The 25,203-nt window shown below is 29.2% G+C and carries 18 protein-coding genes and 1 tRNA gene; 2 read left to right on the top strand and 17 right to left on the bottom strand.

Annotated features, from left to right (window positions below; genetic code table 11):
* Positions 1-109: 109 nt before the first annotated feature.
* Positions 110-1,816 (top strand): transcription termination factor Rho, encoded by a 1,707-nt coding sequence (rho, locus tag BTO04_RS13255; RefSeq protein WP_087564953.1) that lies wholly within the window; start codon positions 110-112, stop codon positions 1,814-1,816.
* A gap of 365 nt (positions 1,817-2,181) precedes the next feature.
* Here the strand turns inward: rho and BTO04_RS13250 are convergent, their stop codons facing one another.
* The 7 genes from BTO04_RS13250 to BTO04_RS13220 form a co-directional block, all read right to left on the bottom strand.
* Positions 2,182-4,305, bottom strand: a complete 2,124-nt coding sequence (locus BTO04_RS13250) for a peptidylprolyl isomerase (protein WP_087564952.1) — start codon at positions 4,303-4,305, stop codon at positions 2,182-2,184.
* Between the two features lie 123 nt (positions 4,306-4,428).
* A complete protein-coding gene (locus BTO04_RS13245) occupies positions 4,429-5,694 on the bottom strand; it encodes a hemolysin family protein (RefSeq protein WP_087564951.1) in 1,266 nt (421 codons plus the stop codon).
* A 15-nt stretch (positions 5,695-5,709) separates the two neighbouring features.
* A complete protein-coding gene (locus BTO04_RS13240; RefSeq protein WP_087564950.1) occupies positions 5,710-5,910 on the bottom strand; it encodes a hypothetical protein in 201 nt (66 codons plus the stop codon).
* A 4-nt stretch (positions 5,911-5,914) separates the two neighbouring features.
* Positions 5,915-6,478: an LPS export ABC transporter periplasmic protein LptC gene (gene lptC, locus BTO04_RS13235; RefSeq protein WP_087564949.1), complete on the bottom strand. Its 564-nt coding sequence runs from the start codon at positions 6,476-6,478 to the stop codon at positions 5,915-5,917.
* 4 nt (positions 6,479-6,482) lie between these two features.
* Positions 6,483-7,820: a lipopolysaccharide assembly protein LapB gene (locus BTO04_RS13230; RefSeq protein ID WP_087564948.1), complete on the bottom strand. Its 1,338-nt coding sequence runs from the start codon at positions 7,818-7,820 to the stop codon at positions 6,483-6,485.
* A gap of 17 nt (positions 7,821-7,837) precedes the next feature.
* Positions 7,838-9,130 carry a hypothetical protein gene (locus BTO04_RS13225; RefSeq protein ID WP_087564947.1) on the bottom strand — a complete coding sequence of 431 codons (1,293 nt, stop codon included), beginning with the start codon at positions 9,128-9,130 and terminating at the stop codon, positions 7,838-7,840.
* Entirely contained in the window at positions 9,127-9,855 is a 729-nt protein-coding gene (locus BTO04_RS13220) for a type III pantothenate kinase (RefSeq protein ID WP_087565423.1), read from the bottom strand. The genes BTO04_RS13225 and BTO04_RS13220 overlap by 4 nt, the downstream gene beginning before the upstream one ends.
* Positions 9,856-9,954: 99 nt before the next feature.
* Here BTO04_RS13220 and BTO04_RS13215 point away from each other — a divergent pair.
* Positions 9,955-10,027: transfer RNA gene (locus tag BTO04_RS13215), tRNA-Phe, on the top strand.
* 125 nt (positions 10,028-10,152) lie between these two features.
* Here the strand turns inward: BTO04_RS13215 and BTO04_RS13210 are convergent.
* From BTO04_RS13210 to BTO04_RS13165, 10 genes are all read right to left on the bottom strand, one after another.
* The gene (locus BTO04_RS13210; protein WP_087564946.1) at positions 10,153-10,794 is read right to left on the bottom strand and encodes a DUF6266 family protein; all 642 of its coding nucleotides are present in this window, start codon (positions 10,792-10,794) and stop codon (positions 10,153-10,155) included.
* Between the two features lie 1,206 nt (positions 10,795-12,000).
* A complete protein-coding gene (locus BTO04_RS13205; protein WP_087564945.1) occupies positions 12,001-12,651 on the bottom strand; it encodes a DUF4391 domain-containing protein in 651 nt (216 codons plus the stop codon).
* A gap of 1 nt (position 12,652) precedes the next feature.
* Entirely contained in the window at positions 12,653-15,886 is a 3,234-nt protein-coding gene (locus BTO04_RS13200; RefSeq protein ID WP_087564944.1) for a helicase-related protein, read from the bottom strand.
* A gap of 5 nt (positions 15,887-15,891) precedes the next feature.
* A complete protein-coding gene (locus BTO04_RS13195) occupies positions 15,892-19,026 on the bottom strand; it encodes a type III restriction-modification system endonuclease (protein WP_087564943.1) in 3,135 nt (1,044 codons plus the stop codon).
* A 148-nt stretch (positions 19,027-19,174) separates the two neighbouring features.
* Positions 19,175-20,632, bottom strand: coding sequence for an ATP-binding protein (locus tag BTO04_RS13190; RefSeq protein ID WP_232455905.1), 1,458 nt, complete (start codon positions 20,630-20,632; stop codon positions 19,175-19,177).
* A gap of 2 nt (positions 20,633-20,634) precedes the next feature.
* Positions 20,635-22,689: a site-specific DNA-methyltransferase gene (locus BTO04_RS15550; protein ID WP_087564941.1), complete on the bottom strand. Its 2,055-nt coding sequence runs from the start codon at positions 22,687-22,689 to the stop codon at positions 20,635-20,637.
* A gap of 178 nt (positions 22,690-22,867) precedes the next feature.
* On the bottom strand, positions 22,868-23,461 hold the full coding sequence (locus BTO04_RS13180; protein WP_087564940.1) for a hypothetical protein: 594 nt from the start codon (positions 23,459-23,461) through the stop codon (positions 22,868-22,870).
* A gap of 149 nt (positions 23,462-23,610) precedes the next feature.
* Positions 23,611-23,904, bottom strand: a complete 294-nt coding sequence (locus BTO04_RS13175; RefSeq protein WP_087564939.1) for a helix-turn-helix domain-containing protein — start codon at positions 23,902-23,904, stop codon at positions 23,611-23,613.
* 1 nt (position 23,905) lies between these two features.
* Entirely contained in the window at positions 23,906-24,202 is a 297-nt protein-coding gene (locus BTO04_RS13170) for a helix-turn-helix domain-containing protein (RefSeq protein WP_087564938.1), read from the bottom strand.
* A gap of 81 nt (positions 24,203-24,283) precedes the next feature.
* Positions 24,284-25,195 carry a hypothetical protein gene (locus BTO04_RS13165; protein ID WP_087564937.1) on the bottom strand — a complete coding sequence of 304 codons (912 nt, stop codon included), beginning with the start codon at positions 25,193-25,195 and terminating at the stop codon, positions 24,284-24,286.
* Between the last annotated feature and the right edge of the window lie 8 nt (positions 25,196-25,203).

Here is a 25,203-nt window from a genome sequence, read left to right as displayed (position 1 = left end):
TAACAGCACAAAAATATTGTATAGTACTATATACACTATCTATCTATCAAAAAAAATCATTATAATCTTATCAAAATTAAGATTTACAATTTAAATTAATATATACATAATGTTCGAAATCTCTGAACTAAAAGCAAAAACTCTTGCTGATTTACAATTAATTGCTAAATCTATTGGACTTACAAAAACAAGTCAACTAAAAAAATTAGATTTAGTGTATCAAATATTGGATACACAGGCTGCTAATCCTGCAGAAAAAATTATTCCTTCTACAAATGAAGAAAAAGTTAAAACTGAAAAACCAAGAAGAAAGCGCGTAGTTAAAACACAACCTCTTTCTTCAAATAGTACTCAGAACACTCCAGTTACCCTTGATGAAACTAAAGAAATAGAACCTATAGAAAAACCAATACCGGTAAAAGTTCCTCAACATAAGCCTGTTGTTAGAAAAGAGGAGAAAAGAGAAGTTATTGTTAAAGCTGAAGTTCAAAAAGAAACTGAAGTGGAAAAGAAGGAAAAAGAGGTTGAGAAACCTACTTCTAACCAAAATAAGCCTCAGCAAAATAAACCACAACAAAACAAACCGAAACAAAATAGTCCCCAGGTAAATAAAAACAGACCTAAAGAAAATAGGGATAAAAAACCAGTAGTTAGTAGAGGTAATAAATCTAATAATAGATATAAAGACCCAGACTTTGAGTTTGATGGAATAATAGAAAGTGAAGGTGTATTAGAAATGATGCCAGATGGTTATGGTTTTTTACGTTCTTCAGATTATAATTATTTATCATCTCCAGATGATATTTATGTTTCTCAATCTCAAATTAAATTATTTGGATTAAAAACAGGAGATACCGTAAGAGGTAATGTTCGTCCACCAAAAGAAGGTGAAAAATATTTTCCTTTAATTAGAGTTTCAAAGATAAACGGATTAAATCCTAACATTGTTAGAGATAGAGTTTCTTTTGAACATTTAACGCCTTTATTTCCAGAAGAAAAATTCAATTTAGCAGAAAAAGGAAGCTCCCTATCAACAAGAATTATTGATTTATTTTCTCCAATAGGAAAAGGTCAAAGAGGAATGATTGTAGCGCAACCAAAAACTGGTAAAACTATGTTATTAAAGGATGTTGCCAATGCCATTGCAATGAATCATCCAGAGGTTTATCAGATAGTTTTATTAATAGATGAACGTCCAGAAGAAGTAACAGATATGCAACGTAGCGTTCGTGGAGAAGTAGTAGCGTCTACTTTTGATGAACCTGCAGACAAACATGTTAAAGTTGCTAACATTGTTTTAGAAAAAGCAAAACGTTTAGTAGAATGTGGACATGATGTAGTTATTCTTTTAGACTCAATTACACGTTTAGCAAGAGCTTATAATACGGTTGCTCCAGCTTCAGGAAAAATACTTTCTGGTGGTATAGATGCAAATGCATTACACAAACCAAAACGTTTCTTTGGAGCCGCTAGAAATATTGAAGGAGGAGGTTCTTTAACTATTATAGCAACTGCTCTTACTGAAACAGGTTCTAAAATGGATGAAGTTATCTTTGAAGAATTTAAAGGAACTGGTAATATGGAATTACAGTTAGATAGAAATATTTCTAACCGTAGAATTTATCCTGCTATTGATTTAATTAAATCTTCTACAAGACGTGATGATTTATTATTAGATGCTAAAACAGTACAAAGAATGTGGGTTTTACGTAAGTACCTAGCAGATATGAATCCTATTGAAGCAATGGAGTTTATTAACGATAGAATTAAATTCTCTAAAAACAATGATGAGTTTTTGATCTCTATGAATGGTTAATAAACGAATCTAAATACTATAAATACAAGCCTTTTTGAGAAATCAGAAAGGTTTTTTTCATAAAGTTATTTAATGCTTTACACCTTATCTTTTTATTTCTGTCATTGCGAAGTTTACTTTTTTCTTAAAACTGTGGCAGTCTCATTATTAAAAACAGATTACATCGTTACACACTCGTAATGCGATTATTAAAAGGATAAAAAAGGGTAAGAATAGCAGCAGATAATCGAACACTTTCAATCAGGGTTAAACCATCGTGCCAATTTTTAGTCGCAAAAAAAATAGCAATCACTTTTAATTAAGTTATAAGCAAAAAAAAATCCGCTCAATAATTGAGCGGATTTTGATATTATAAAATAAACGAACTAGTTTGCACTATATATGTTAGCTCTATTATCTTCTATAGTAGAAGCATTTTTAATTGCTTCATACATTTTAAATGTTTGGCTCTTCCTAGTTTGAGAAATCTTTTTTCTTGCAGCATCATAATTTGGTAATGCTGTAGGCAATTCTTTTTTAGAAACTGTAAAAACAAACACACCTCTATTACCCTCTATATTAGCATACATTTTATTTAATTCTGCATTGTACATTGCACCAACCACTTTTGGCTCAGAACCTGCTCCAGATAAGGTAGGATTCTTTAAATTAATACCACTTGCAGTTCTTACACTTGTATTATTAGCTTTTGCAATTTCTTGTAAAGTACTCCCTTTTAATTTATCAGAAATTAACGTTGCTTTCTTTTCATTTAACAAAATAGGTTTTACTCTATTTGTAGCTTTAGCAGCCTGAATTAAACCTTTTTTAGCATTTGCAGTAACAAAAGCAACTACATGGCTTCCCTCTAAATCAAAACGTTTAAAATCTCCTGTTTTAGTGTTTTTTCCAAAAGCCCAACTAACTATCTGTCTTTGGTTTCCTAATCCAGGAACACTCTCATCTAAAACTTTTAAACCAATTGCTGGTCTTGTAGTATATTTATTTTCTTTAGCAATCTCAAAGAATTTTTTATCTTTAGAAACAGACAATGCAAATTGTTCTGCTTTTTGAAACATTGTATTTTCTGTTGTTTCTGAAGCCACAATTTTTCTACTATAAGTAGCTAACTTAAGAACTTTTTGATTATTCTTTTGATCATCAATCTTTATAATATGAAATCCAAATGGAGTTTTCACAACACCTAAAGCTCCTTTTTTGTTTGAAAAAGAAAAATCTCTAAAAGCAGGTGTCATTCTAGAATAGTTAAACCAATCTAAATCTCCTCCTTTTTCTGAATTTGATTTATCAGATGAAAACTCTTTTGCTAATCCAGCAAACTTACTTTTATTTCTTTTTGCAATATTTAAAAGACTATCTGCTAATTTTCTAGCTTCCTCTTCAGTTCTTGTAATATCTGGAGTTGCTCTTTGTGCTCCAACAAAAGGAATTAAAATATGGCTCGCTTTTACAGAATCTGGCATATTAGCAACTTCTGTAATTTTAGCTATTTTAAAAAATCCATTATCTTTATAAGGTCCAAAAACATCACCTTTAGATCCTTCAAAAATTTTACTTGCAACTACTTGATTTACATCATTGTTGAATTTAAAATTTAAATCTAAATTAGTATCAGAATTATATTCTTCTAAAAACTCTTTATCATTAGTAGTGTTTTTAAAACCAACAACAGTTTCTTTATTTCTATCTAAAGAATCTTCAATTAAATTTGCTACCTCACTTTTAATAGCTTCTTCATCTTCTGCAGAAGCTATTATATCAAACTTAACATAAGAAACATCTCTAGATGCCTCTACTTGAAAATTTGATGGATTTGCTTTAATATACGCTTCTACATCTGATTTTGATACAGAAACTAAACTATCTGCAACACTTGTATAAGGGACAAATACAAACTGAGCGTTTAATTTAGTGTTTTCTATTAAGTGTTCGTTTTCACCTTCTTTTAAAGAAGCTCCAAGACCGGCAGTTACTAAATTATTATATGTATTTCTTTCTGCATTGTCTCTAATTTGATTCATGTAATTAGACCAAGCACTCCACATTTGCGGATTATTTTCTTTAGTATCAGCTAAAAATTGCTTGAATTTAGCTTCATCAAATAAACCTGCTTCATTTAAGAATTGTGGATTCCCTTTTACAGAAGGTGCATTAAGAACTTCTTTCCAAACATCTGCTTCACCAACAGTTATTCCTGCTTCAGATAATTGATTTTTATAGATTTTTGTTCTAACAATGTTATTCCAAACAGTTTTTGCTGCTTGCATCTCAGAAACGTTAGCTCCAGCTTGTTGCTTGTAGGCTTCTACAGCAGTTGCAAACTCTTGTCTAGAGACAGATTCTCCATTAATTTCTCCTATTTCATTTACTTTACTAGAGTTAAAAAAGTCTCCTAAAGTTGAAGGGTCTAATACAAAAGCAAAAAGTGCTAAACCAATTATGATGATTAAGAACATTGAGCGTTCTCTAATTTTCGATAATACTGCCATACGTCGTTAATTTATTTTCAGTTGGCGAATATACGATTTGGGTTTTAATATTGCAACCCATTTTATATTTTTTAGCAGTAACTTCGTTCGTATTAAGAAGTATATAAATTAATAACAGGTAAATTAAGCTTCTTTCTCAATTATTTTAAAACAAACTTCATCTATTTTAGCACTGCTTGTTTTTAAAATCTTGATCTCAAAATTCTCAATTTCAACAATTTCTTCTTGTGTTGGTATATTTTCTGTATGATTAATTATGAAACCTCCTAAAGTTTCATAAGCTTCAGATTTCGGAATATTTAAATCATACTCTTCATTAAGGTAATCTACTTCTAATCTTGCAGAAAAATTAAATATTGATTCGCTTATTTTCTCTTCCAAAAACACTTGTGAATCATGTTCATCTTCAATTTCTCCAAATAATTCTTCAACAATATCCTCTACAGTAATTATTCCTGAAGTGCCTCCATATTCATCTACAACAACGGCAACACTTTTACGCTTTTTCATTAACCCGTTTAAAACATCGTTAATCATCATAGATTCTGGAACAATTTCTACAGGAAGTAAAATAGATTTAATTGTCTTTGGATTTTTAAATAACTCAAAAGCATTTACATAACCAACAACATCATCTAATGATGATTTATAAACCAAAACTTTAGACAAGCCAGTTTCTATAAATATATTTTTTAAATTAAAAACCTTTTCATGAATTTCTACAGCTATTATTTCTGTTCTAGGCACCATTACCTCCCTAGCTTTTACATTATGAAATTGTAGTGCATTTTGAAAAATCTGAATTTCAGAATCTAATTCAAAGTCATCACCTCCTGTTTCTAATTGCTCTGTAATATAGTTCCCTAACTCTTCTTTACTAAATTCAGTTTGTTGTTCATCTGCATTTGTTTTAAAAAAAATACGCAAGAAAAAATCTGAAATTACAGTTATAAATTCTGAGAAAAAATGAAATAAAATATAAAAGACATACGCTGGTAAAGCAAATATTTTTAAAACTTCATTTGCATAAATTCTAAATATTGCTTTTGGTAAAAACTCTGCAGTAACTAATATAATAATAGTAGAAATTATTGTTTGAATTAGTAAAACAGAAAACTCATTAAATAAATCTAAAGGAAGTATTTTTACTAAAAAATTTCCCATATAATAACTATAAACCACTAATGAGATATTATTACCAACTAACATAGTTGTAATAAATTTAGATGATTTTTGAGTTATTTTACGAAGAATACTAGCTATAAATCCATCTCTTTTCTTCTCTAACTCTATATGAAGTTTGTTAGCAGAAACAAATGCGATTTCCATTCCAGAAAAAAAGGCGGAAAGGATAATTGATGTAAATATAATTATGAGTTCAATTTCCATTAAGAAATTTATAAACTATTGATTTTGACTGTTTCTTTGTTCTACTTTTTTTCTAAAATGTCTTTTAAAGAAAAACACTAAAGTAATAAAAACTGAAAATATAAATAATATGATTGCTGTATTTCTATCAGAATTCCATTTTAAAATGCCCTCTATTAAACAAATAATTGCAATAAATAAATATCCGTATTGAAAAAGTTTCCAAATTTTAGTCATAATGTTATTCTTTTGTTTGTAGTTTTCCTGTTGTTTTTTTTGCTAAGTGCTTACTTAAATCTTCTTTACATTCAAAACCAACTCCATAAATTGTATCTGTTGGGCTTGTTAATGTAAAAGCTTTTTCTGAGAAAAAATATTTAGTATTTTCATCCCAAAATAATTGTTCTGTTTCTAATTTAGATTCCTCTGTATGATTTAATACAATTACATTTCCAATAATTTCAGAGACTGAGGTTTTAGAATATGAAAGCGCATAATTCCCTGTTATTGTAACAGAATCTAATCCATTTTTATCAAAGTTAATGATTTTTATTCCTTTAGGAAACTCATTATAAGGATGTTCTTTTCTATTACTAAAATCATTTAATAAAGGTGTAATTAACTTAGACGTTATTCTACCAGAATCTTTATAAACATGGTAAGCATTTTTGGCAATTCCTATTGGTAAATTTTTAGACGCCAAAAAATCTCTAACTTGTTGTGTATTGTTAGCGCAAGAAAAAAGCATTACTGTTGTAAGAACAACAGTAATGCTTTTAAATAGTATTTGTTTGTAATTTTTCACAAAATTAGTTAGTTGGTACTCTTACAGTTTCTCCAATCCAACATTTAATAGTGTGTTTACTACCTGGATTAATACCCGCTGTAAAAATCACTTTTTGACTTGGCACATTCGCTCTATAAGCTCTAATATATTTACCCGCTAAAGATGAAATACTAGGATCTACAGATGCTGCTCTTTGTGCTTGATTTAAAGCTGCAACATATACCATTCTTTTTTCAAATTCATTTTCTCCACAAGAATTTACACTTGACTTGTATAAATTAGCAATAAATAAATATGCTTTTCCAAAATTAGGGTTAAATCTAATTGCTTCTCTTGCCAAACTTCTTGCTTTACTACTTTGACCTCTATCTCTAGCTGCCTGTGCAAACTTTAATTTATACTTTGCCTTCTTTAAAGGATCTGTTTCTAAATTAAATGCTTTCTCTCTCATTTGTGCTGCACCACTTGAATCATTATTATCCTCTAAAATATTAGCTAAAAAAGAATACGCATCTGGAGATGGAGAAGCCTCAGCATAAGCTCTCGCCAAAGTTTCATATAAAGCCTCTTTTTGACAACCTTTGTTAAACATTCTAGATACTGCTCTTTTTAACCAAATTGCATTCGATTTATTTTCTTCAAAATCTCTTTGATATAATGGACCTAATCGCTCACATGTAGCAATATCAGATATAATTGCATCTAAACCACTTTCTACAGTACCTAGTGCTTCTGAGTTTATTGTGTACGCTCTTAATCTCGATTTGTCTCTTTTATCTAAAGTTTTTGTAGAATCTTTAGTTAATTTAACAATATTCTTAGAGTACCCTTCTAATTTTTTACTTACAGATTCTAATACATCATCATACGTATCAAATACTTTTTGAGGATTTGTATCTTTATTTCTATCAGTAACTCCTTGAAAATAGATATATAAATTTTTAACGCCCATTTTAGTTGGATCTATACTATATCCTTTTTCTAAAATTGAAAAAATTTCATCTTCAGAAGCTAATTTATTATCCGCTAAATAAGTTGCATAGTCACTATGTACTTTTGCAGGGTTCTTTGTTGGAAAATATTGTAACCTTTGTTCATAAACTCTTTTAGACAATGCAGGATCTTTTCTTATATCTTCTGCTAAAGTTGAACCAAACTTATATATATTAACAGATAAATCTTTACAATTATCCATTAAATAAATCCAATTAGTATAAGCGTCATCGTATTTCTTTGATGAATAATCTCCTTTAAAAAGGTTATACTTAATTGTACATTCTCTTTTTGCGTCATCCTGAGCATTTGTTTTTGCTGTCGCTAAAAATAACACTGCAGCTAGTAAAAACGTAATTTTCTTCATTTTTGTTTGTTTTTTTGTTAATCAATCTTTCTCTTAACGAACCAGTTTGTATCTGTCAAAGATAAACTTAATCTAAAATTAAAATAATTTTCTTGAATTAAATTATTATTTGTGGTTCCTCTTTTACCAAATTCAAATCCCATATTTACAGAGGATAATCGTTTCAATGGTAAACCTAAACCAAAAGATATGCCAAAGTCATCAACTGAAGTGAAATTTGTGCTATTTCCAAATCCATCTACTAATAAACCTGATTTCTCAAAACGAACACCAGCTCTATAAGTAACTCTCTGCCAATAACTAGATATAGAGTTTATTTTTGGTAAATAAAATCCTCCTAAAGAAAACCTATTTGACTTACCATATTTATATACACTATTAGTAGTGTTTAAAAACCCAGAAGTTTCTATTGCATCTTGATTTTCATATTCTAAACCAACATACCAATTATCCAATTTTCCCAATCCTGCTCCTAAAGTAGTTTTTAAAGGAAGTTTATAGTTACCTGTTATTTCACCATCAGGATTATTTGCGTTTTGAAGAGTATCTCTTGGCACTTCACCTCCAGAATTTGATAAACTTAAAGTGTACAAGTACTCATTTCCAGTAACATTTAATTTGTTGCCAAATTTAAAAGCTGCTCCAGCATTTAGTATTAGCTTATTTTTTAACTCTTTTTGATATTGAGCACCAAATGTAACAGCTCCACCTCTAACAACTGTAGTCTCTTTATTTTTTGTCGCCAAGTCTTTATCTGCTCTTTGTTTAATAATACTATTATCAACATTTCCAAAACTAAAATCTGTTTCAATACCTAAAGAGAGTCTTTTAGAAACTTTAATACCAAAACTAGCATATATTCTATTTATACCGCCATCTCCAGAAAAAAGAGTTATTTCAGATAGGTCTTCTGCTGTATTGGATAAAGAATAACCAACAGAAGAAACTGGTTGCAAACCAAAAGAAAAACCTGCTTTATCACCAATAGGAAAAGCCAATGCAAAATAACTTAAACGTGTAGATGTAGAACTTTGCTCTATATCTCCATTTTTAATTGTTAAATCGTTATTTAGCACTCCAAAAGCATATGTTGTATACCTCAAATCTGCATAAGCAGCTGGGTTTGTGAAATTTAAATATTTGTAATTATTAAAAGCAACACCTATTCCTCCCATACTACTTTGCTCTACAGTACTTGGACTAAACTGATCGCCTATCCCAAAAAAAGAATATGGAGATGAATTTGTTCTTTGCGCTAATAAAGTAGCAGAAGTTATCAATAAAAAAACTACTAAAATCTTTCTAATCATTTGTCTTCGTTAAATATCAATATTTCATTTAATCCCTGAAGGAGAAAATTTTGATTGGCAAATATGCTACTTTTTAATTGTTTTGCCAAGAAATTTGTGTCTCCTCCTGTTAAAACAACTGTTAAATGGCCAAATTTTTCTTTATATTCTTTAATTACCCCATCTATCTCTTTTATTACACCATTAACAACTCCTGAATTTATACTCTCTTTTGTAGTTTGACCGATAAAATCTTTCACAAATTCTTTTTCTAATAGTGGTAATTTTGATGTAAACTTATTTAATGCTTTAAAGCGCATCTCAATTCCAGGTGAAATAGCTCCTCCAAAATATTCGCTTTTTGAATTTACAAAATCAAAAGTGATACAAGTTCCTGCATCTAAAATTAAAACATTTCTATTTGGATATCTTTTTACGGCATTTACAACTAAAGCAATTCTATCTACTCCAAGAGTATTTGGACTTTTATATAAATTGATAAAAGGAACTCTTGTTGAAGACGAAACTAGCTGAAATTCGAGTAAACCTTGAAGCTTTTTTAGCTTTTTTTCTGAAATAGATGCCACGCTAGACATAATTCCAGTACTAAAACCTTCTTTTTTTAAAATTTTCTTTACTTCTGAAATAATTTTTTTCTTCTCAAAAATGACAAGATCAAACAATGTATCTCCCTTAAATACAGCTGCTTTCACTCTTGTATTTCCAATATCTATTACTAATTTCATTCTTGTGTTTTTAAAGAATTTCAAAAATACAACACATTTTTTTAATTTTATTTGGTAGAAACCAAAAATGCGTTTTATATTTGCCACCGCTAAGGCGATGGTACCTTAGCTCAGTTGGTAGAGCAAAGGACTGAAAATCCTTGTGTCCCTGGTTCGATTCCTGGAGGTACCACTTAAAGACCCTGTAAACGTAATGTTTATAGGGTTTTCTGTTTTTAGGGTGCTAAATAGGGTGCTAATAAAAAAACCGTTACAACTTAATGCAACGGTTTAAAATATTTATTTAGTCCTTAACTACTAAGCCACCGTACCTGAACCTAAATAAATACTATTTGAAACTACCTTACCATTTTCAGAAACAAATGCCATAAACAACTGTATTGTATCTCCTGTATATGAAGTCGGTAATGTTAATATTTGAGAAGTTGTACTTCTTTGAGCACCATCTAAAATATAAATTGATTCTTTTTTTGATGGATTATAAGCTAAAACCATTGCTTTATCTGTTGCATTTGCATTACCATCAGCAGAATTATCATCCCAATCAAATGTAACTTGATTAGCTGTTGCTAAATCTACACCACCATTTAGTGGAGTTGATAAATTACCTTTACTCAATAGAGCCAATGAATAATCAACATTAAAGTTTGGTGCAGTTCCTGCAATTGCATTGTTTAAAACATATGACATTGCCGAATTAAATGCTGTTTTCTTAACTGCAAAGGCTTTATAACCTACATTTAAAAAATCTTTGTTTGGTTGCAAGAATTCAATTGTTGCACTAAACTTGTTTCTTTGATTTACTTGCCCTGGTGTTCTTGGATTTGCAACACTTGAAGGTTTGATCCTTATATAATCAATACCTTTCCAGCTGCCGCCAATAACATTACCCACTTTACCCGATAAACCACCTAAAATTCCTTGAGAGATTTTCCCCATAACTACTATTTGTATTTAAAATTAATATTCAACATTGGACTTGGTACGGTTTTACTATGGCTTAAGTACTAATATAATTAAAATAAATGACTTTTGTTATAACTATAGATATCCTTGATACCTTTTACTTTCTTTTACCTCTTTTTACTTAACGAAATGTAACAAACAAAGAATTTTGATAAAGAAATTAAATGAATTTAGCAGAATTTTTGTGCAGATGAATGAGGTAAGGGAAAAATACATCTTATCGTTTTTAAAGATTGATAAACAGAGGCTGGTATGAGCGTGGAGTTTATCAATCTTTAAAAATGTTAGCCCAATGGCGATTGAATGACATCATATTGGAAATAAAATATTAATCAAACATTTTTCTTGTATATTAGTACTTTCTTTTTCATAGCAATTTTCCCACCTCTCAATGATGTGGGTTTTTCTTTTTAAATAATTTCATTTAAAAAAATTAAAGTACCTAGTGCGTTGGCAGAAGCGAGAATAAGGGTAAAGACTTTTTATTTGTGCTTTCTAATTTTATTGAGGTTTTATTAAAAGTGAATGCTTACCTTTTGTTATTTTAATAAATTGATTTTCTTATTAAATGACTACTCCCATTTTTTCTAATTGCATTTACTTTTAGTGAAAACGGTTACTAACTATTTTCTTCACAAATAAAAAGTTTTACTCTTATTGGCATTTTTTGATTTTATAGGTGCTTTATAAATTTTCTTTAATTTTCTAAGTTTAATTATTTAGTTCCTACGCTTAATTTAAATTTACCAAAAGCACTTATAAAAACAATGCAACAAAGACGAATTGTTATTAAAATATCTAAATATCATTATTAATATCGGGTGTGAGCGTTGGATGTGCGGCTATTTTACATAATAGCAGTTATAACTACGAAAAAATAAAAACTTAGCGTTAGCGTACCTTTGAAAGGTTTTTTGCTATTATAACTTCTATTATGTAACTTAGCTTGGGGTTGGTTTTGTGGCGAAATAGTTGTTTGAGCGTTGGCAATGGCTCTTTGCTTTTTTATTATTCTAATTTTTAAATATAACTAGGTTTAAATAAAACAAGCAATGTGCCATTTTAGCTTTGGCTACAAATATTATGACATAAAAACCAACTATGTGTTGGTGAGTGGAACAACACAAAAGACAGAGGTTTTTGAGGTACGAAAATTCTGGGTTTTATGTTGTGTGGGTTTTATATTATTGATTTAAGTTCTATTTTTAACTGATTTAAAGTGCCATTTAAAGGTTGTTTTCTATTAAATTGTTTTGTTCTTTTTATTTGCGCTTCTAATCTTATGATTTGATTTTTTAGTTCTTGAATTTTTTGTTCTTTTTCTATCAGTTCTTTTAAATTCTTTTTAGAACCAGGATCTGAATTATTTGATAACTGAAAGCAAAAATCACTAAAAATTTTATCTAAACTTTCTTTTAAATTGATAGTGTATTTTCTTAATGATCTATTGAACCAGTCAGTTTTAAATATCCAATCTACTACAGAATTGTTTTCATTAACTGGATGTGCGTGTTTTTGAGACGTATACAACATTACTTCATCATTAAAAGATATCATAAATATTATATGGTAAGGAATTGCTTTTTCAATAATAGGCAATACCGATTCTATATTCTTTTTTTGTTTTAAATTAATTTCAAAAACCTGTATCTCTTGCACCTCAATACCTTCTAAATTAATAGTATCGCTTGCTAGTTTATATTGCCACTTAATTTTATCTACTACATCAATAAATAATTGTTTTTGTTTAGACGTTGTGTATTCATAAAAAGCTTTTTTAGGAATGCTTTTGTCTTTAATAGTTTGACTTGGTAATTGAAAATAATTCATCTTATTTAATTACTAAAAATGAAATTAATTTAAAATCTTCTATGCCTTTAATTTGACTTTTACCAGAATTTGTCCCACCAGCTCTAAATAAACTTAAAACTTCTTTTTCCTGCTCTGTTTCAACTATAGAGCCAATACTTTTTTTAAGTAAGTTAGAGTACTTTGACATATCTCTATATTGATTTGTTTCATTTTCAAATGATTCACAAACCTGCACTAATGGCTCCTTTTTATCTTTACATAACATTCTGAAAACATCTAACGTTTTCTTTCCATCAATATGACCTAATTTAACTTCACCATCATCTTTTATATACACCATATAATAAGGATGTAAGCGATTCATTTTATCAATATTCACAGAAGTGTTTACATTTTTTAAAACATATATTACCCCCTTTTCAAAATACTCATTGGCATCTGTAATAGCGTGAAGTCCTTCAGGAATGTTTTTTAATTCTCCATATTTTTTAATATAATTTGATAAATCAATTCTAAAATCATTTAAACCTAGATCCGTTATACTTACACCTTCTCTTAGATCCTCTAAATCAACTACTTCTTCTTGTAATTTTTTAAGCTGTATTTTTCTATATTCTAGATCCTTATCTTCTGAGTTTAAAGGATTATCATCACCAGCACCAGTACCCGCCATATTACTGATTAACATTTTATTTTCTACTCTTGACTTTAGATTAATATAATTATCTAATGTAATATCTGGCCAAAAATTAACCATTGTAATATTTGAATTGATTGAGCCAATCCTATCTATTCTACCAAAACGTTGAATAATACGAACAGGATTCCAATGAATATCATAGTTTATTAAAAAATCACAATCTTGTAAATTCTGACCTTCTGAGATACAGTCAGTTGCAATTAAGATATCTATCGATTCTTTAATATTAGGATGCAATTGTTGTTTACTTTTAGAACGTGGTGAAAAACACGTTAATAAGGTATTTAAATCTGTTGGAATTTCTTTAGTGGTGCATTTACGCTTACTACCTGTTATTAATGCAGTATTTAAACCATAAAACGTTTTGAACTCTGATTTTAAACTATCATATAAATAATTTGCAGTATCTGCAAAAGCAGTAAATATGATTATTTTTTTATTATTAGGGTTTTTAGGGTTTTCAATTTTGTCTTTTACAAGGTGTTTTAAATCATTTAACTTATAATCTAAACCATCTTTAACCATAGAAATTTCGGATAGAAGCTGTTCTAATATTTCTACATCAGCATTCAAATCTTCCTTCCATTTTCTACCATCCATATCAGCAATATGAACCTTTATTTTTTTACCAATTACATTTTCTTCATCACCCCAATCTGCATCCCAATCCATATCATTAGTAATACTTGCTTGTAAACCAGAAAATGTATTTTCTTCTCCTTTTTCAATTGCGTTAATAGCATTTATAATTTGACCTAAAATATTCTGTAGCGTTAATCTAAAGGAATAAACAGAACTTTCAATCCGTTTTAGAAGATTCATACGCATTAAAATCTTCAAACTTGCTTCTCTATCTACCTGAGCAAATTTACCAGAACCTTCTTTTACCTGTTTATCATATAAATCTGCATACAATTGCACCTTACTTGGTAGTATGTAACTTAAAGGAGAATAAACAGAAAGGTTTAGCAACGTTAAGCGCTCTGCTATATCAATGTAATTAATACCTGTATGTTTAGTTAATGCACTTTGAATTGAAATTGGTTTATTTCTTTTTGGAAACTCCCCAATATCTGAAGTGTCATAGTAAGTTGTAATATGTTTTCTTGAGCGAGCAATTGTTAAACTATCTAAAATTTCAAAGAAATCAAAATCTAACATTTCTAATAGTTTTTCCGTAGTACGTTGTTCTGTATCAAATTTAGACCAACTATTGAAAGCTTGTTGTGCTCTTCTAAAAACCATATCAACACCTCTTTCTGTATCTAATTTTTCATCAATCTTTTCAGAAGCACCTTCATAAGCTAAGGCTAATTGATTTTTTAAATCATTAAAACGATTGTTTACAGGTGTTGCTGATAGCATTAAAACCTTTGTTTCAATACCTTCTTGCATTATTTTACGTAATAGTTTTTGGTATCTATTTTCTTTACCAACAGATGTATTATTATTTCTAAAGTTATGAGATTCATCAATTACAACTAATCCATAATTACCCCAATTTACATTTTCTAAATTTCTACCATTACTCTGACCTCTTTCACGAGATAAATCTGTATGGAATAATACATCATATCTAAATCTGTCTTTAGATAGAATATTGTCTTTGTCATTCTGACGATACGTATTCCAGTTTGCTTCTAATTTTTTAGGACACAATACTAAAACATCTTTATTCCTTTTCTCATAGTATTTAATAACACCTAAAGCAGAAAACGTTTTACCTAGACCCACACTATCTGCAATGATACAACCGTTGTACTTTTCTAATTTATTAATTGCACCAATTACTGCATCTTTTTGAAAATTATATAGTTTAGACCAAACTAATGTGTCTTTAAAACCTATTTCATCATTGGGTAAATTCTCTAATGCAATATCTTCTAAAAAATCACTAAAAATATTATACAATGTTATGAAGTAAATAAACTCTGGACTATTTTCTTTGTAAGCATTCTCAAAATACTCTTGAACAAAATTAGTTACATCTTGTAAATTTTCTTCATTTTCCCAAATTTGATTGAACCATTCTAAGTATGCACTACTTTGTGGAAAATCTACTTTCTGAATTAGTGTTGGAAACCCTTTTTTATGACTTATCCCTAAATCTGAAGTTGTAAAACCGTTAATATTTGAGAATGCAGCTCCAGAATCTTTATTATCTATATGTATTAACCCATTTAAAGGTGTATTAGCATTTTTATTAGATTTAAAGGTTGCTTTGTCCTTGACCCATTGTGAACATTCTTTAGCTATTGCCCTTTGATTTAGTTCACTTTTTAAACGTAATTCAAATTCACCACCACATAAATCTGCTTCATTAAAAATATGAGGAATATAGAACTCTCTTGATTCTTTATTTAGTTTTTCCTTTAAGAAAGTAGGTGAAGTGAAAATGAATTTCAATTCCTCTATTCCTTTTAATTCTTTTTTTAAAGCCTCAAAAGCATAGATAGAAAAAGAAGAAGCTGCAATAGCCATTTTACTACCTTTCTTAATCTCTGTTTTTAACTCATCGTTTAAACGATTATTTACATTATCTATTAACTTCATACTTTTTATATAAAAGTTAGCATTTGTGTCATTTTTTCATAATCTTTTATTTTAGCGAAGTGAACTTCGCCATTACCTATTTCTTTAAAATGCTCTTCTGCACAATGTATTTTTAAAGCCTCAATGCCCCTTAAATCTTGTTGTTTATCAGAACCTTTTGTTTCGGCAACAAAGTAAATTTCACGTACTTTTTCTTTCTCAAAAACAATAGCCCAATCAGGACTGTAACGACCTGTTGGAATTGTGATATAAAAATCTTTAGGTAATTTAGCAAATACAGAAACCGCTGTACTTGTACTTAATGCATCTGCAAATTCTTTTTCAATATTAGAATCTGATATGATGTAATCGTAAATATGATTTTTAACTTCTTCAGAATTTCTGTCTACTGTAATTTCATTTGTAAATACCGTTTTAGCATCATAACGTTCCTCTGTTTTGTAATAAGAAATATGGTTTAATATTAAACTGGCTTTTACTTCATTTATTAAACCACCAGATTTCGCAATAAATTCTTCTGGGTTTTTACGTAATAAAGCAAATTTTTGAGGACTCATTTTCTTTAAAACAGCTACTATACTTCTTCGAGTTAAGTTGGTGACATTTACTATTTCTCCAACAATATCATATACTGTATCTGTATATAAATCTGCATTTAGCTTTTTAGACTCCCTATTAGTTTGTTTAAAACCTTCTTTGCTTTGTAATTCTTCTTTACTACTATCCTTTAGAAAACCTGTTTTAATTTCGTACACTCTATCCGAAATGTATAAATCTGCATTTAGTCTAATTACACTATCACTAATTAGTTTTTCGGAATTAAATTTTACTTCATAAATGGTTTTAATATTGATACGTTTCCATAACTCTTGAAATTCTTTTTTGTGGAAGTTTTTGTTTAGTGTAACTGTAATTTTATCTCTATCATTTTCTGGCTTAATCATTTCACCAGTATAAACAGATTTTAATAATTTAGTAATAGCTGATCTAAATGGTTCTAAATTTTCAGGTAAGGTTACTGTATTATCTTCAATAGCTTTTTTACCTTCTTCTGTAATTCTATCATCTTCATCTATAATATCATTTTTATACAATATCTTATTCAGCTTTTTGGCGACGTCTTTATCAATGCGCATTTCTACACCCATTGCATCTGTAACCATTTTACCAATAAAAAATTCTACTTCAGCTTTTTGTGGTCTGTCTTTTAATGTTGCTGCAATTTCTGACTGTAATCCTTTTGCAAAATCTTCATAGCTTTCTGAAGCTATAATTGTTAATTTATTAATGCTGTGAACAGCATCACCCACTGTATCATAATCTTGACGAATACCATTTTTACCCTCAACACATAAACGCATTCCACGACCAACTTCTTGACGTCTTCTGTTTTTACTTGCCGATTCTGTATGTTTTAATGCGCAAATTTGAAAAACATTAGGATTATCCCAACCTTCTTTTAATGCAGAATGCGAAAAGATAAAACGTGTTGGTTCATTCATACTCAACAAACGCTCTTTATCTTTCATAATTAAATCGTAGGCAGAAATATCATCAGAATCTTCTTTACCACGTTTTACACTTGGGTCTATAAATTTTTTCTTTTTATCAATAGAAAAATATCCATTATGAATTTCATCTGCTTTATCTCTATCTAAAAATTCTGCATATGCACTTGGAAAATATGCTTTACGTGCAGAACCAGGATCTGTATTTTTTAAAAAATCGTTATAGTCTTGTTGAAATAAATCTAAAAAGTCATTTTTTAATTTATTGTATTCTTCTTCAAATATCTCTGCATATTCACCTAAAACTTGTTCACCATTTTCATCATATTTACGATACTTATCTACAGTATCAATAAAAAATAAAGACAATACTTTTATATCTTTAGAAAATAATTCTTTCTCTTTTTGTAAATGCGATAAAATGGTTTCACGTATTTGAATTCGCCTAAATGCTTTTTCATCCAAATCGCCAACTGCATCACCAGCTTGCAACGTTACACCGTTTACAGAAATGGTATTAGAAGCACCACTAATATCTGTAATTAAGCAATTTTTATATTGTGGCATTTCACCAGATAATTCAAACAAATTTGCACCTTCTTCTAAACGTTCTCTTTTGCGCTTTACTCCTGTACCTTGCCTTTTTTCGTATTCAATTATTGCTACTGGTGGTTTGCCTGGTTTTATTGCAATTTGCTCTAAATACACATAACCAGTTGTACCAGTAGAACCTTTTAAGTTAATTCCTTTTACGTGTATTTTTTTCACTAACTTTTTACCATACGCATCTAACGCATCTAAACGATATACTTTGTTATATTCTTCTTTATGTGTTGCAGAATAGCGTATTGTAAATAATGGATTAAAATCTTGCATACTCGCCAGCGTTTTAACACCATCTACAGATTGTGGTTCGTCTATGATTAAAATAGGATTGGTTTGTGCAATAATATCTATTGGTCTTCTTGATTGAAAACTATCTATTTCTGCATAAATACGTCTTGCATCTTTACCTCTTGCATTAAAAGCTTGCGTATTAATAATCATAACACTTATACGGCTATCTGATGCAAAGTTTTCTATATCTGTTGGTTTAGAAGAATTGTATATAAATGGCTTTATCCTATGCCCATACTTTTCTTGAAAGTGCGTTTGCGTTACTTCAAAAGATTTATAAACACCTTCTCTTATAGCAACACTTGGTACAATAATTATAAATTTAGACCAGCCGTATTGTTTATGTAACTCATACATTGTACGAATGTAGGTATAGGTTTTACCTGTACCCGTTTCCATTTCAATAGTAAGATTTATTCCTTTTTTTTGAACTTTTGGTCTTTCTAAAACTTCACTTTCTCTAATATCATTTTGTTGCTGTACTTTTTGTATATTTTGTAATAACTGGCTGTCTGTAATTTTTAGTAGTTTGTTTCTGTATCCAATATTTTCATCTACATCTTCTGTAAATTGTAACGTATTGATTCCTGCAGCAGCTTGTTTTGCTTTTTGTAATATTTGCTTACTTCGCTCTAAAGTAAAATGACCATTTCCTTTCTCTTGCCCTACAAAACAATCTGTTATTGCACTTACGGCATCTACTTGAAATTGCTGTTCTTTAAATTGTAACTTCATTTTTCTTTTTACTTTGAGCTTCTTTTAAAGAAAAACAGCAAATGCTTTTCTTTATTTGTTCCTTATTTACTCTGAAATGTTCCTTAATACATCTATATATCTATATATCAGTAAACTAAATACCTAATAATTTGTTCGTTAAAGGTTTTTAATCCTTCCTAAAAGTATATTTTGCGTTTTTATCACGAACCTTATCGCTTAATCTATCTAATATTTTTTCTTTTTCTATAAACTGTTTTAGGTAGAGTTTTATCGTTTTTTCATTAATCTCTGTGTGAGCTGCTAATTCTGAAACTGTAGCTTGGTTGTTATATAATAAAAACTGTAAAATTTTTCTTTGTGTATCATTAAAATTAGACCAATTACTTTGAATATGCTTTATAATGGCATCTGGTATTGTTTTACTATGATCGCTTATTTTATTACGAAGAATTAAATATACATTGCCATTTTTCTCTATATATTCTGGTTTAGAAAGCATTGATTCTTCCATAGATTTGTATATACGAGAAACACCTTCATTTAACTGTCTTACAAAACCCATATCTTCTAATGCTCTTGCAATTCTTGGATTTCTTGAATATCGTTCTGTTCTAATATTTTCTATATTTACTTGTGCAGGTAAAGGGCCACTGTTAGAAATTTCTAAACGATTATCGAAATGTTTAATGTAAATTAAATTACCCTGTACATTATAAGATCTATGACAAAGTGCATTTACAATACCTTCTAACCAAGCTTCTTCTGGGTATTCTGGAACTTTGTTAAAACGTCCCATTTTTAAATCGAGGAAATAATAATCTTTTAAAGTAAGATGTAAGAACTCTTTTACTTTACCAATAATCCAAGGAATGTTGTTCTCGAAACGAATATCTTTTACCACATTATGTTCTGCACCTACTTTTGTTTCTGTACCTTCATAACGCACGTAACGCAAAGAAGCAGATGTTATGTATTTTTCGGGGTCTTTTGCAAATAGTAATACACCTGCTTTTTTTATGTTGTATTGCCCATCTTTTCTTACAGCCAAATGCCTTTTTACCAACAAATCTAATAAGCTACCAGAATAATTTAATTTGTCTTTATAACGTTCTAATAAACTCTCATCTAAATCATTAAAATCGAAATTAATTTCTAATTCGTCCTCAAACCTCCTTATTTGTTTGTCGTATTCTAATTTACGAACTGCATCTCTATCTAATTTTTTATTTTTATCATCGATACGTAAATATATATCTTGATTGTCTTTTCGTCTATAGATACGTTCTATATCTTGGTCTACGTGAAACAGAAAAATAAGCTGCCCAGAAATTACAACTTCCTCTAACTCTATTTTGCCAAAAGGCTCAATAAAATCGTGTATTAAATTTCTATAATTACTTAATTTTTGTGGTGGAAATATATTTAAATCTTCTATAGTACCATTATCTGCAACACCAAAAGCCAATACACCACCATCTGCATTTAACATACCAATAAGTTCATTGGCAATTTTTGTGGGTGCAATATCTTTTTCGCCCAAGCCTTTACGCTCAAAGTATTGGTTTTCTACTTTTGTTTGTAGATACAAAAGTGTTATTTGAGAATTTATTGTAGAAACTACCATAACTATATAACTTTCATTTCTGTGTTAGGACTTAATTGTTTTAGCAATTGTTTTACATTTTCTTTAGCAGTATCATCTTTAAAACCGCTATCTTTAAAAACAATACGCAAAGGGTGGTAGCTTGCTATTTCTTTTGCAAAGGCTTCATCTACATCTTTTGCAAAACACGCCATTAAGTAATTATTATCTACTTTAAAAACTTCTTTGTTTTGTATAGTAAGTGTTTCTGTTTTTAAGGTAAGTGGTAAACCCCAATCTAATAAAACTTGTGTAAGTAAATCTTCTGAAGTTCTTTCTTCTTTTATGTTATCTGCAAAAACATCTAATTGCCCTTGATTGTAATCTTGTGGTTTGTAATACACATCTTGCATATTACTACTATCCACTTTAAAGACTTTAAAACCTATGTCTAAATTGTTTATTTTTAACTCTAAATTAGAAATTTCTGTTTTTAGTAATTCTATTTTTTCAGTGTCTTTTAGCAATTCGCCATTTGTCTCTAATTTATTTAAGGCTTCTTTTTTCTCATTAAGTTTTAATAATTGTGCATCGATAATAGATTTTGCAGAACGACGAATACGTTCTTTCCCTATTTCACAAATATTTTTATAACCAGCTTTAAATTCATCAGAATTTGGTTCATTTATTTCAGGAAGTTGAACCATAATAAATTTTCTAAATTTTTCATCTTCTGCATTTTTGTCAAGAACTGCGTGAGCTGAAGACGCTGAACCTGAAAAGAAGTCAAGCACAGTATCGTTTTCCGAAACTCTACAAGTTTCCATTAAAAACTTAATTAGAGAGCTTGGTTTTGCAAAATCGAAAGGAATCCCTAATTTTTTAAGTTCGTGAGATGATGATTGATTAATATGATTTTCGATAAAATTGTTTGGAGTTGCTGATGAATTTTCAATTACATCATTTAAATATGTTTTTGTAAAAACATTCCAAAAAGTTTCACCACCATTTTCATTTACAAGATTTGAAGATCTGACCTTTTTAACTACAATCTGGTCTTTCTTTTTTAAATAGGAATCGAATGACCAACGCCAAACTTTATCTTTTTTGCTTTCTGGTGTAATGTGAGCAGCATCAATTTTCTCGCCAGGAAACACTTCTCCTGGAGGAATAACAAAACTACCGTCAGGACATTCTATAAAATATCTTTGGTTTGGTCTGGGGTCAAGACTTGTCATATATAGGCGGACTAATTGATACTTTTCCCCTTTTCGAGGACCATCTGTTTCAATTTCAGTATAGGCACTATAATTAATACCTCCAAAAAAGGGAACACAGAATTCTCTGTTTTTGCAATAAGTTAGTACGTGATCAAAATTAGGAGCCCAATAGTCACCTTTATTATTTGCTTTTTTTGAGATTCTACCAGCACCACCTATAAAGTTTACACTTCCAAAAATTTCATCTGAAACTTTTCTTAAATTATGGACTTCTTGTTCTCCAATTGAAATAAAAATAACCCCATCATCAGTTAATAAATTACGAGCTAATTTTAAACGAGGATACATCATAGAAATCCAATCAGAATGATAACGCCCCGCACTATCTGGGTTTGCTACTAAACGATTGCCATCTTCATCTATTTGGTCGGTTTTCTCTTTAAACTCTGTACTATCTTGTGTAAAGTTGTCTTTATATATAAAATCTTTACCAGTGTTGTAAGGCGGGTCTATGTATATCATTTTAATTTTACCCAAATAACTTTCTTGTAAAATTTTTAATACTTCTAAATTGTCGCCTTCTATGTATATGTTTTCAGTAGTATCAAAATTTACAGAATCTTTACGTACAGGTCTTAATGTTTTTGTGGTTGGCAAATTTGCCGTTACAATGGCTTCTTTTTTACCTGGCCATTCTAATCGGTAACGTTCTTTTACCCCTTCTACCACTTCGTGGTTTAGTTCTTGTTTTAAAAGATCGAAATCTATGGCTTTTCCTTCTGCAGTTTCTGTTACGCAGTTAGGAAATAAAGCAGCTATTTTTTCTATATTTTGGTTTACAAAATCTGGTGTAGATAAGTCTAATTTATCAGATGGCATATTGGTGGCTTATTAAGTATGATAGCAATTAAAATATAAAAATAGAAATATATATTGATTTAGCATTAATAAAGAAAGGTATCTTTAAAGAATTCTATACAAATCTATTTAACAGTCTTTCACCAGAAAAGGTTTGCTTTTGTTTCTTCTTGCAGTTTACCCTTATTAATCCCTTTATTTATGGTTGCAAAAGTTTCCGTTTTTTAAAGTGAAAAAGAGGGTAGGTAGTATCTACTAATTGCTCTCTGTTTTTACCTTTTTTGTAGACAATATTCTGTTTTAAGTCATTGTATTTTTTGCCTTTTTGTAGTGCATATTTATCATCAATTATATCAGAATAATTTTTCTTTAATTTTATAAATCCCTTTTTAGCGGCACTATTCTTTAACCTAGATGCAGTTGCTGGAGTTATATTAAATATAGCTTCTACACCATAAATAGAAACAGGAGCGTATTGTTCTTTATAGTTAAAGCGAGGAGATAAAAAATAATAGGTGCATCCCTTTATTTGCACGCTTTTTTCTCTCTTTACTTTTCTCCAAAAATCTTTGTGGAGATATCCATAAATAACTGCTCCTGTTATTGCTTTTAAGTCTTGAATGGTATTTAAGTTTATTGGAAATGATAGTCTTACTTCCCAATTATTTTCTTCTCTAATTTTATCGAATGCTTTAATCTGATAATAGGTTGTTTTGCTATTATAAATTACCCATCCTAATTCTTTACATAGTAAAATGTGTTTGTTTAGCGTTTTTCTGTTTATTAGTAACACATACTGTATAAAGGATAATTCTATATTTGATAGTTTAGATTTACCGTTTTTATAGAGTAATTTTAAGAGTAGAAAAGTTTTTAATTCGTTGGTATATTTCTCTACTTGTGCATTAATAAAAAATTCTATGGGTACGTTTATTTGATTATCTAATACAACAGTTTTTTTTTAATTGGGTTATAGTTTTGATCTATTATTTTATGAATATCTGAAAGGCGATAATATATTTTACCCTTAATTTGACTGTAAGGTAATATATTTTCTTCTCGCCAATTTGCAGCAGTTTTAGAACTTATTTTAAAGAGTTGTAAAATATCTGCATTGTCTAAAAGGCAATACTTTGGGTTTGCTGTAACCTTTGTTTTTTGTAATTTGATTAACTCTTCTAATCTTGAAGAAATTTTCTTTAAAGAATCGTTAAATGGATGTTCAAAACCTTTCATCTTAATTTATTTTAGAGTTTATACTAATTAATGCAGTCTCTAATTCAGAACTTTTATATCTGATAAGGTTACCTAATCTATAAGGTTTTAATACTCCTTTTTTATTCCAGTCAGAAAGTGTCACTAATGATACTTTTAAGATTTTGGCAACCTCTTTTCTTGTAAGGTATTCGGGTTGTTTTTTAGGTTGAAAGTTTAAAATTATTTCTTTCAGTTCTGTTCTAACATCTGCTAAAATGTTTTCTCTTAATTGTTGAGGTGTAATTCCGTGTACTTGTGTGATATTATTTTGTTCCATCGTAAAAATGTTTTAAGGTTACGAGGACAAAATTAGAAGAGATAAAGAGAAGTAAGCGTTCGAGTGGGTACTCGAACGGCATTAACTTACCTCTTTTTTGTGTGGTATATTAAACTTTGCTTTTTCAAAAGTTCTATGTGTTTCTTGGGCTTTATTAGTATTTGAGTTTAAATAAGTTGCCAAAGTACCTTCTGTTGTTTTTATTTTAAAAATATGTAAAACCTTTTTAGCAAATTGCGTATAATTGGTCTCACCATCCTCTTTTTTAGGAGGTACTAAATAATCTAATTCAGCAAGTTTACTTATTAAAAATCCTAATTGCGATGGCTTACCACACCATTCTATTTTTTCTTTTACAGCTTGTTCATCTTGGAGCTCTTCGTTTATTGCATCAATTTTATGTTGCAAAATATTTATTAGACCTGAAGTAATTGTAAAAAGAGAAAAAGGTAATTTAGATAATACTTGCATTCTAATATTTGAGTATTCAAGTTCATATAAATCAAAATCTGAAAACTCAATTTCGGAGTATGATTTTCTCTCTATGTCATTATCGTCAACTTGCAAATCTTGCATAATAATTTCAACAACCTTATCTGTTGAAACTATGTTTTCAGCCTTACTTGGCTCGGAATAATATCTTGAATCAGTTTCATTTATATAAAAATCCTTTCTTAACTGTGTTAAAGGTATTTTAAATAATTTAATGATATGATTTAAATAGTTAATTTTTTCTGAAGGATTTGGAAGTACTGATAATTTTAGAAGAACTTCACTTAAAGATTTAATATAGACTGGTTTTAAATCATCTATGATGTAGTTAATTTCTTTTTCAATGGTTTCTATTTTTTTTTCAATATACTCTTCATTTCTGTATTCTATAAGTTCAGAATAATAGGATTGAAAGTTAATATTTTCATCAGAAATTGATAAAATAAAATCTTTATAATAATTTTTAATTAAAATATTTTGTAACTCTAATATGGCTTCCAATTGGCTTA

Source organism: Polaribacter sp. SA4-10 (assembly GCF_002163835.1).
GTDB lineage: Bacteria > Bacteroidota > Bacteroidia > Flavobacteriales > Flavobacteriaceae > Polaribacter.
This window is presented reverse-complemented; position numbering and strand designations above follow the sequence as displayed.

What these genes read in the sequence shown, in the direction of transcription:
- rho (WP_087564953.1), top strand. Translation starts at nt 110, where the DNA reads ATGTTCGAAATCTCTGAACTAAAAGCAAAAACTCTTGCTGATTTACAA.
- BTO04_RS13250 (WP_087564952.1), bottom strand. Translation starts at nt 4,305, where the DNA reads ATGGCAGTATTATCGAAAATTAGAGAACGCTCAATGTTCTTAATCATC.
- BTO04_RS13245 (WP_087564951.1), bottom strand. Translation starts at nt 5,694, where the DNA reads ATGGAAATTGAACTCATAATTATATTTACATCAATTATCCTTTCCGCC.
- BTO04_RS13240 (WP_087564950.1), bottom strand. Translation starts at nt 5,910, where the DNA reads ATGACTAAAATTTGGAAACTTTTTCAATACGGATATTTATTTATTGCA.
- BTO04_RS13230 (WP_087564948.1), bottom strand. Translation starts at nt 7,820, where the DNA reads ATGAAGAAAATTACGTTTTTACTAGCTGCAGTGTTATTTTTAGCGACA.
- BTO04_RS13225 (WP_087564947.1), bottom strand. Translation starts at nt 9,130, where the DNA reads ATGATTAGAAAGATTTTAGTAGTTTTTTTATTGATAACTTCTGCTACT.
- BTO04_RS13220 (WP_087565423.1), bottom strand. Translation starts at nt 9,855, where the DNA reads ATGAAATTAGTAATAGATATTGGAAATACAAGAGTGAAAGCAGCTGTA.
- BTO04_RS13210 (WP_087564946.1), bottom strand. Translation starts at nt 10,794, where the DNA reads ATGGGGAAAATCTCTCAAGGAATTTTAGGTGGTTTATCGGGTAAAGTG.
- BTO04_RS13205 (WP_087564945.1), bottom strand. Translation starts at nt 12,651, where the DNA reads ATGAATTATTTTCAATTACCAAGTCAAACTATTAAAGACAAAAGCATT.
- BTO04_RS13200 (WP_087564944.1), bottom strand. Translation starts at nt 15,886, where the DNA reads ATGAAGTTAATAGATAATGTAAATAATCGTTTAAACGATGAGTTAAAA.
- BTO04_RS13195 (WP_087564943.1), bottom strand. Translation starts at nt 19,026, where the DNA reads ATGAAGTTACAATTTAAAGAACAGCAATTTCAAGTAGATGCCGTAAGT.
- BTO04_RS13190 (WP_232455905.1), bottom strand. Translation starts at nt 20,632, where the DNA reads ATGGTAGTTTCTACAATAAATTCTCAAATAACACTTTTGTATCTACAA.
- BTO04_RS15550 (WP_087564941.1), bottom strand. Translation starts at nt 22,689, where the DNA reads ATGCCATCTGATAAATTAGACTTATCTACACCAGATTTTGTAAACCAA.
- BTO04_RS13175 (WP_087564939.1), bottom strand. Translation starts at nt 23,904, where the DNA reads ATGAAAGGTTTTGAACATCCATTTAACGATTCTTTAAAGAAAATTTCT.
- BTO04_RS13170 (WP_087564938.1), bottom strand. Translation starts at nt 24,202, where the DNA reads ATGGAACAAAATAATATCACACAAGTACACGGAATTACACCTCAACAA.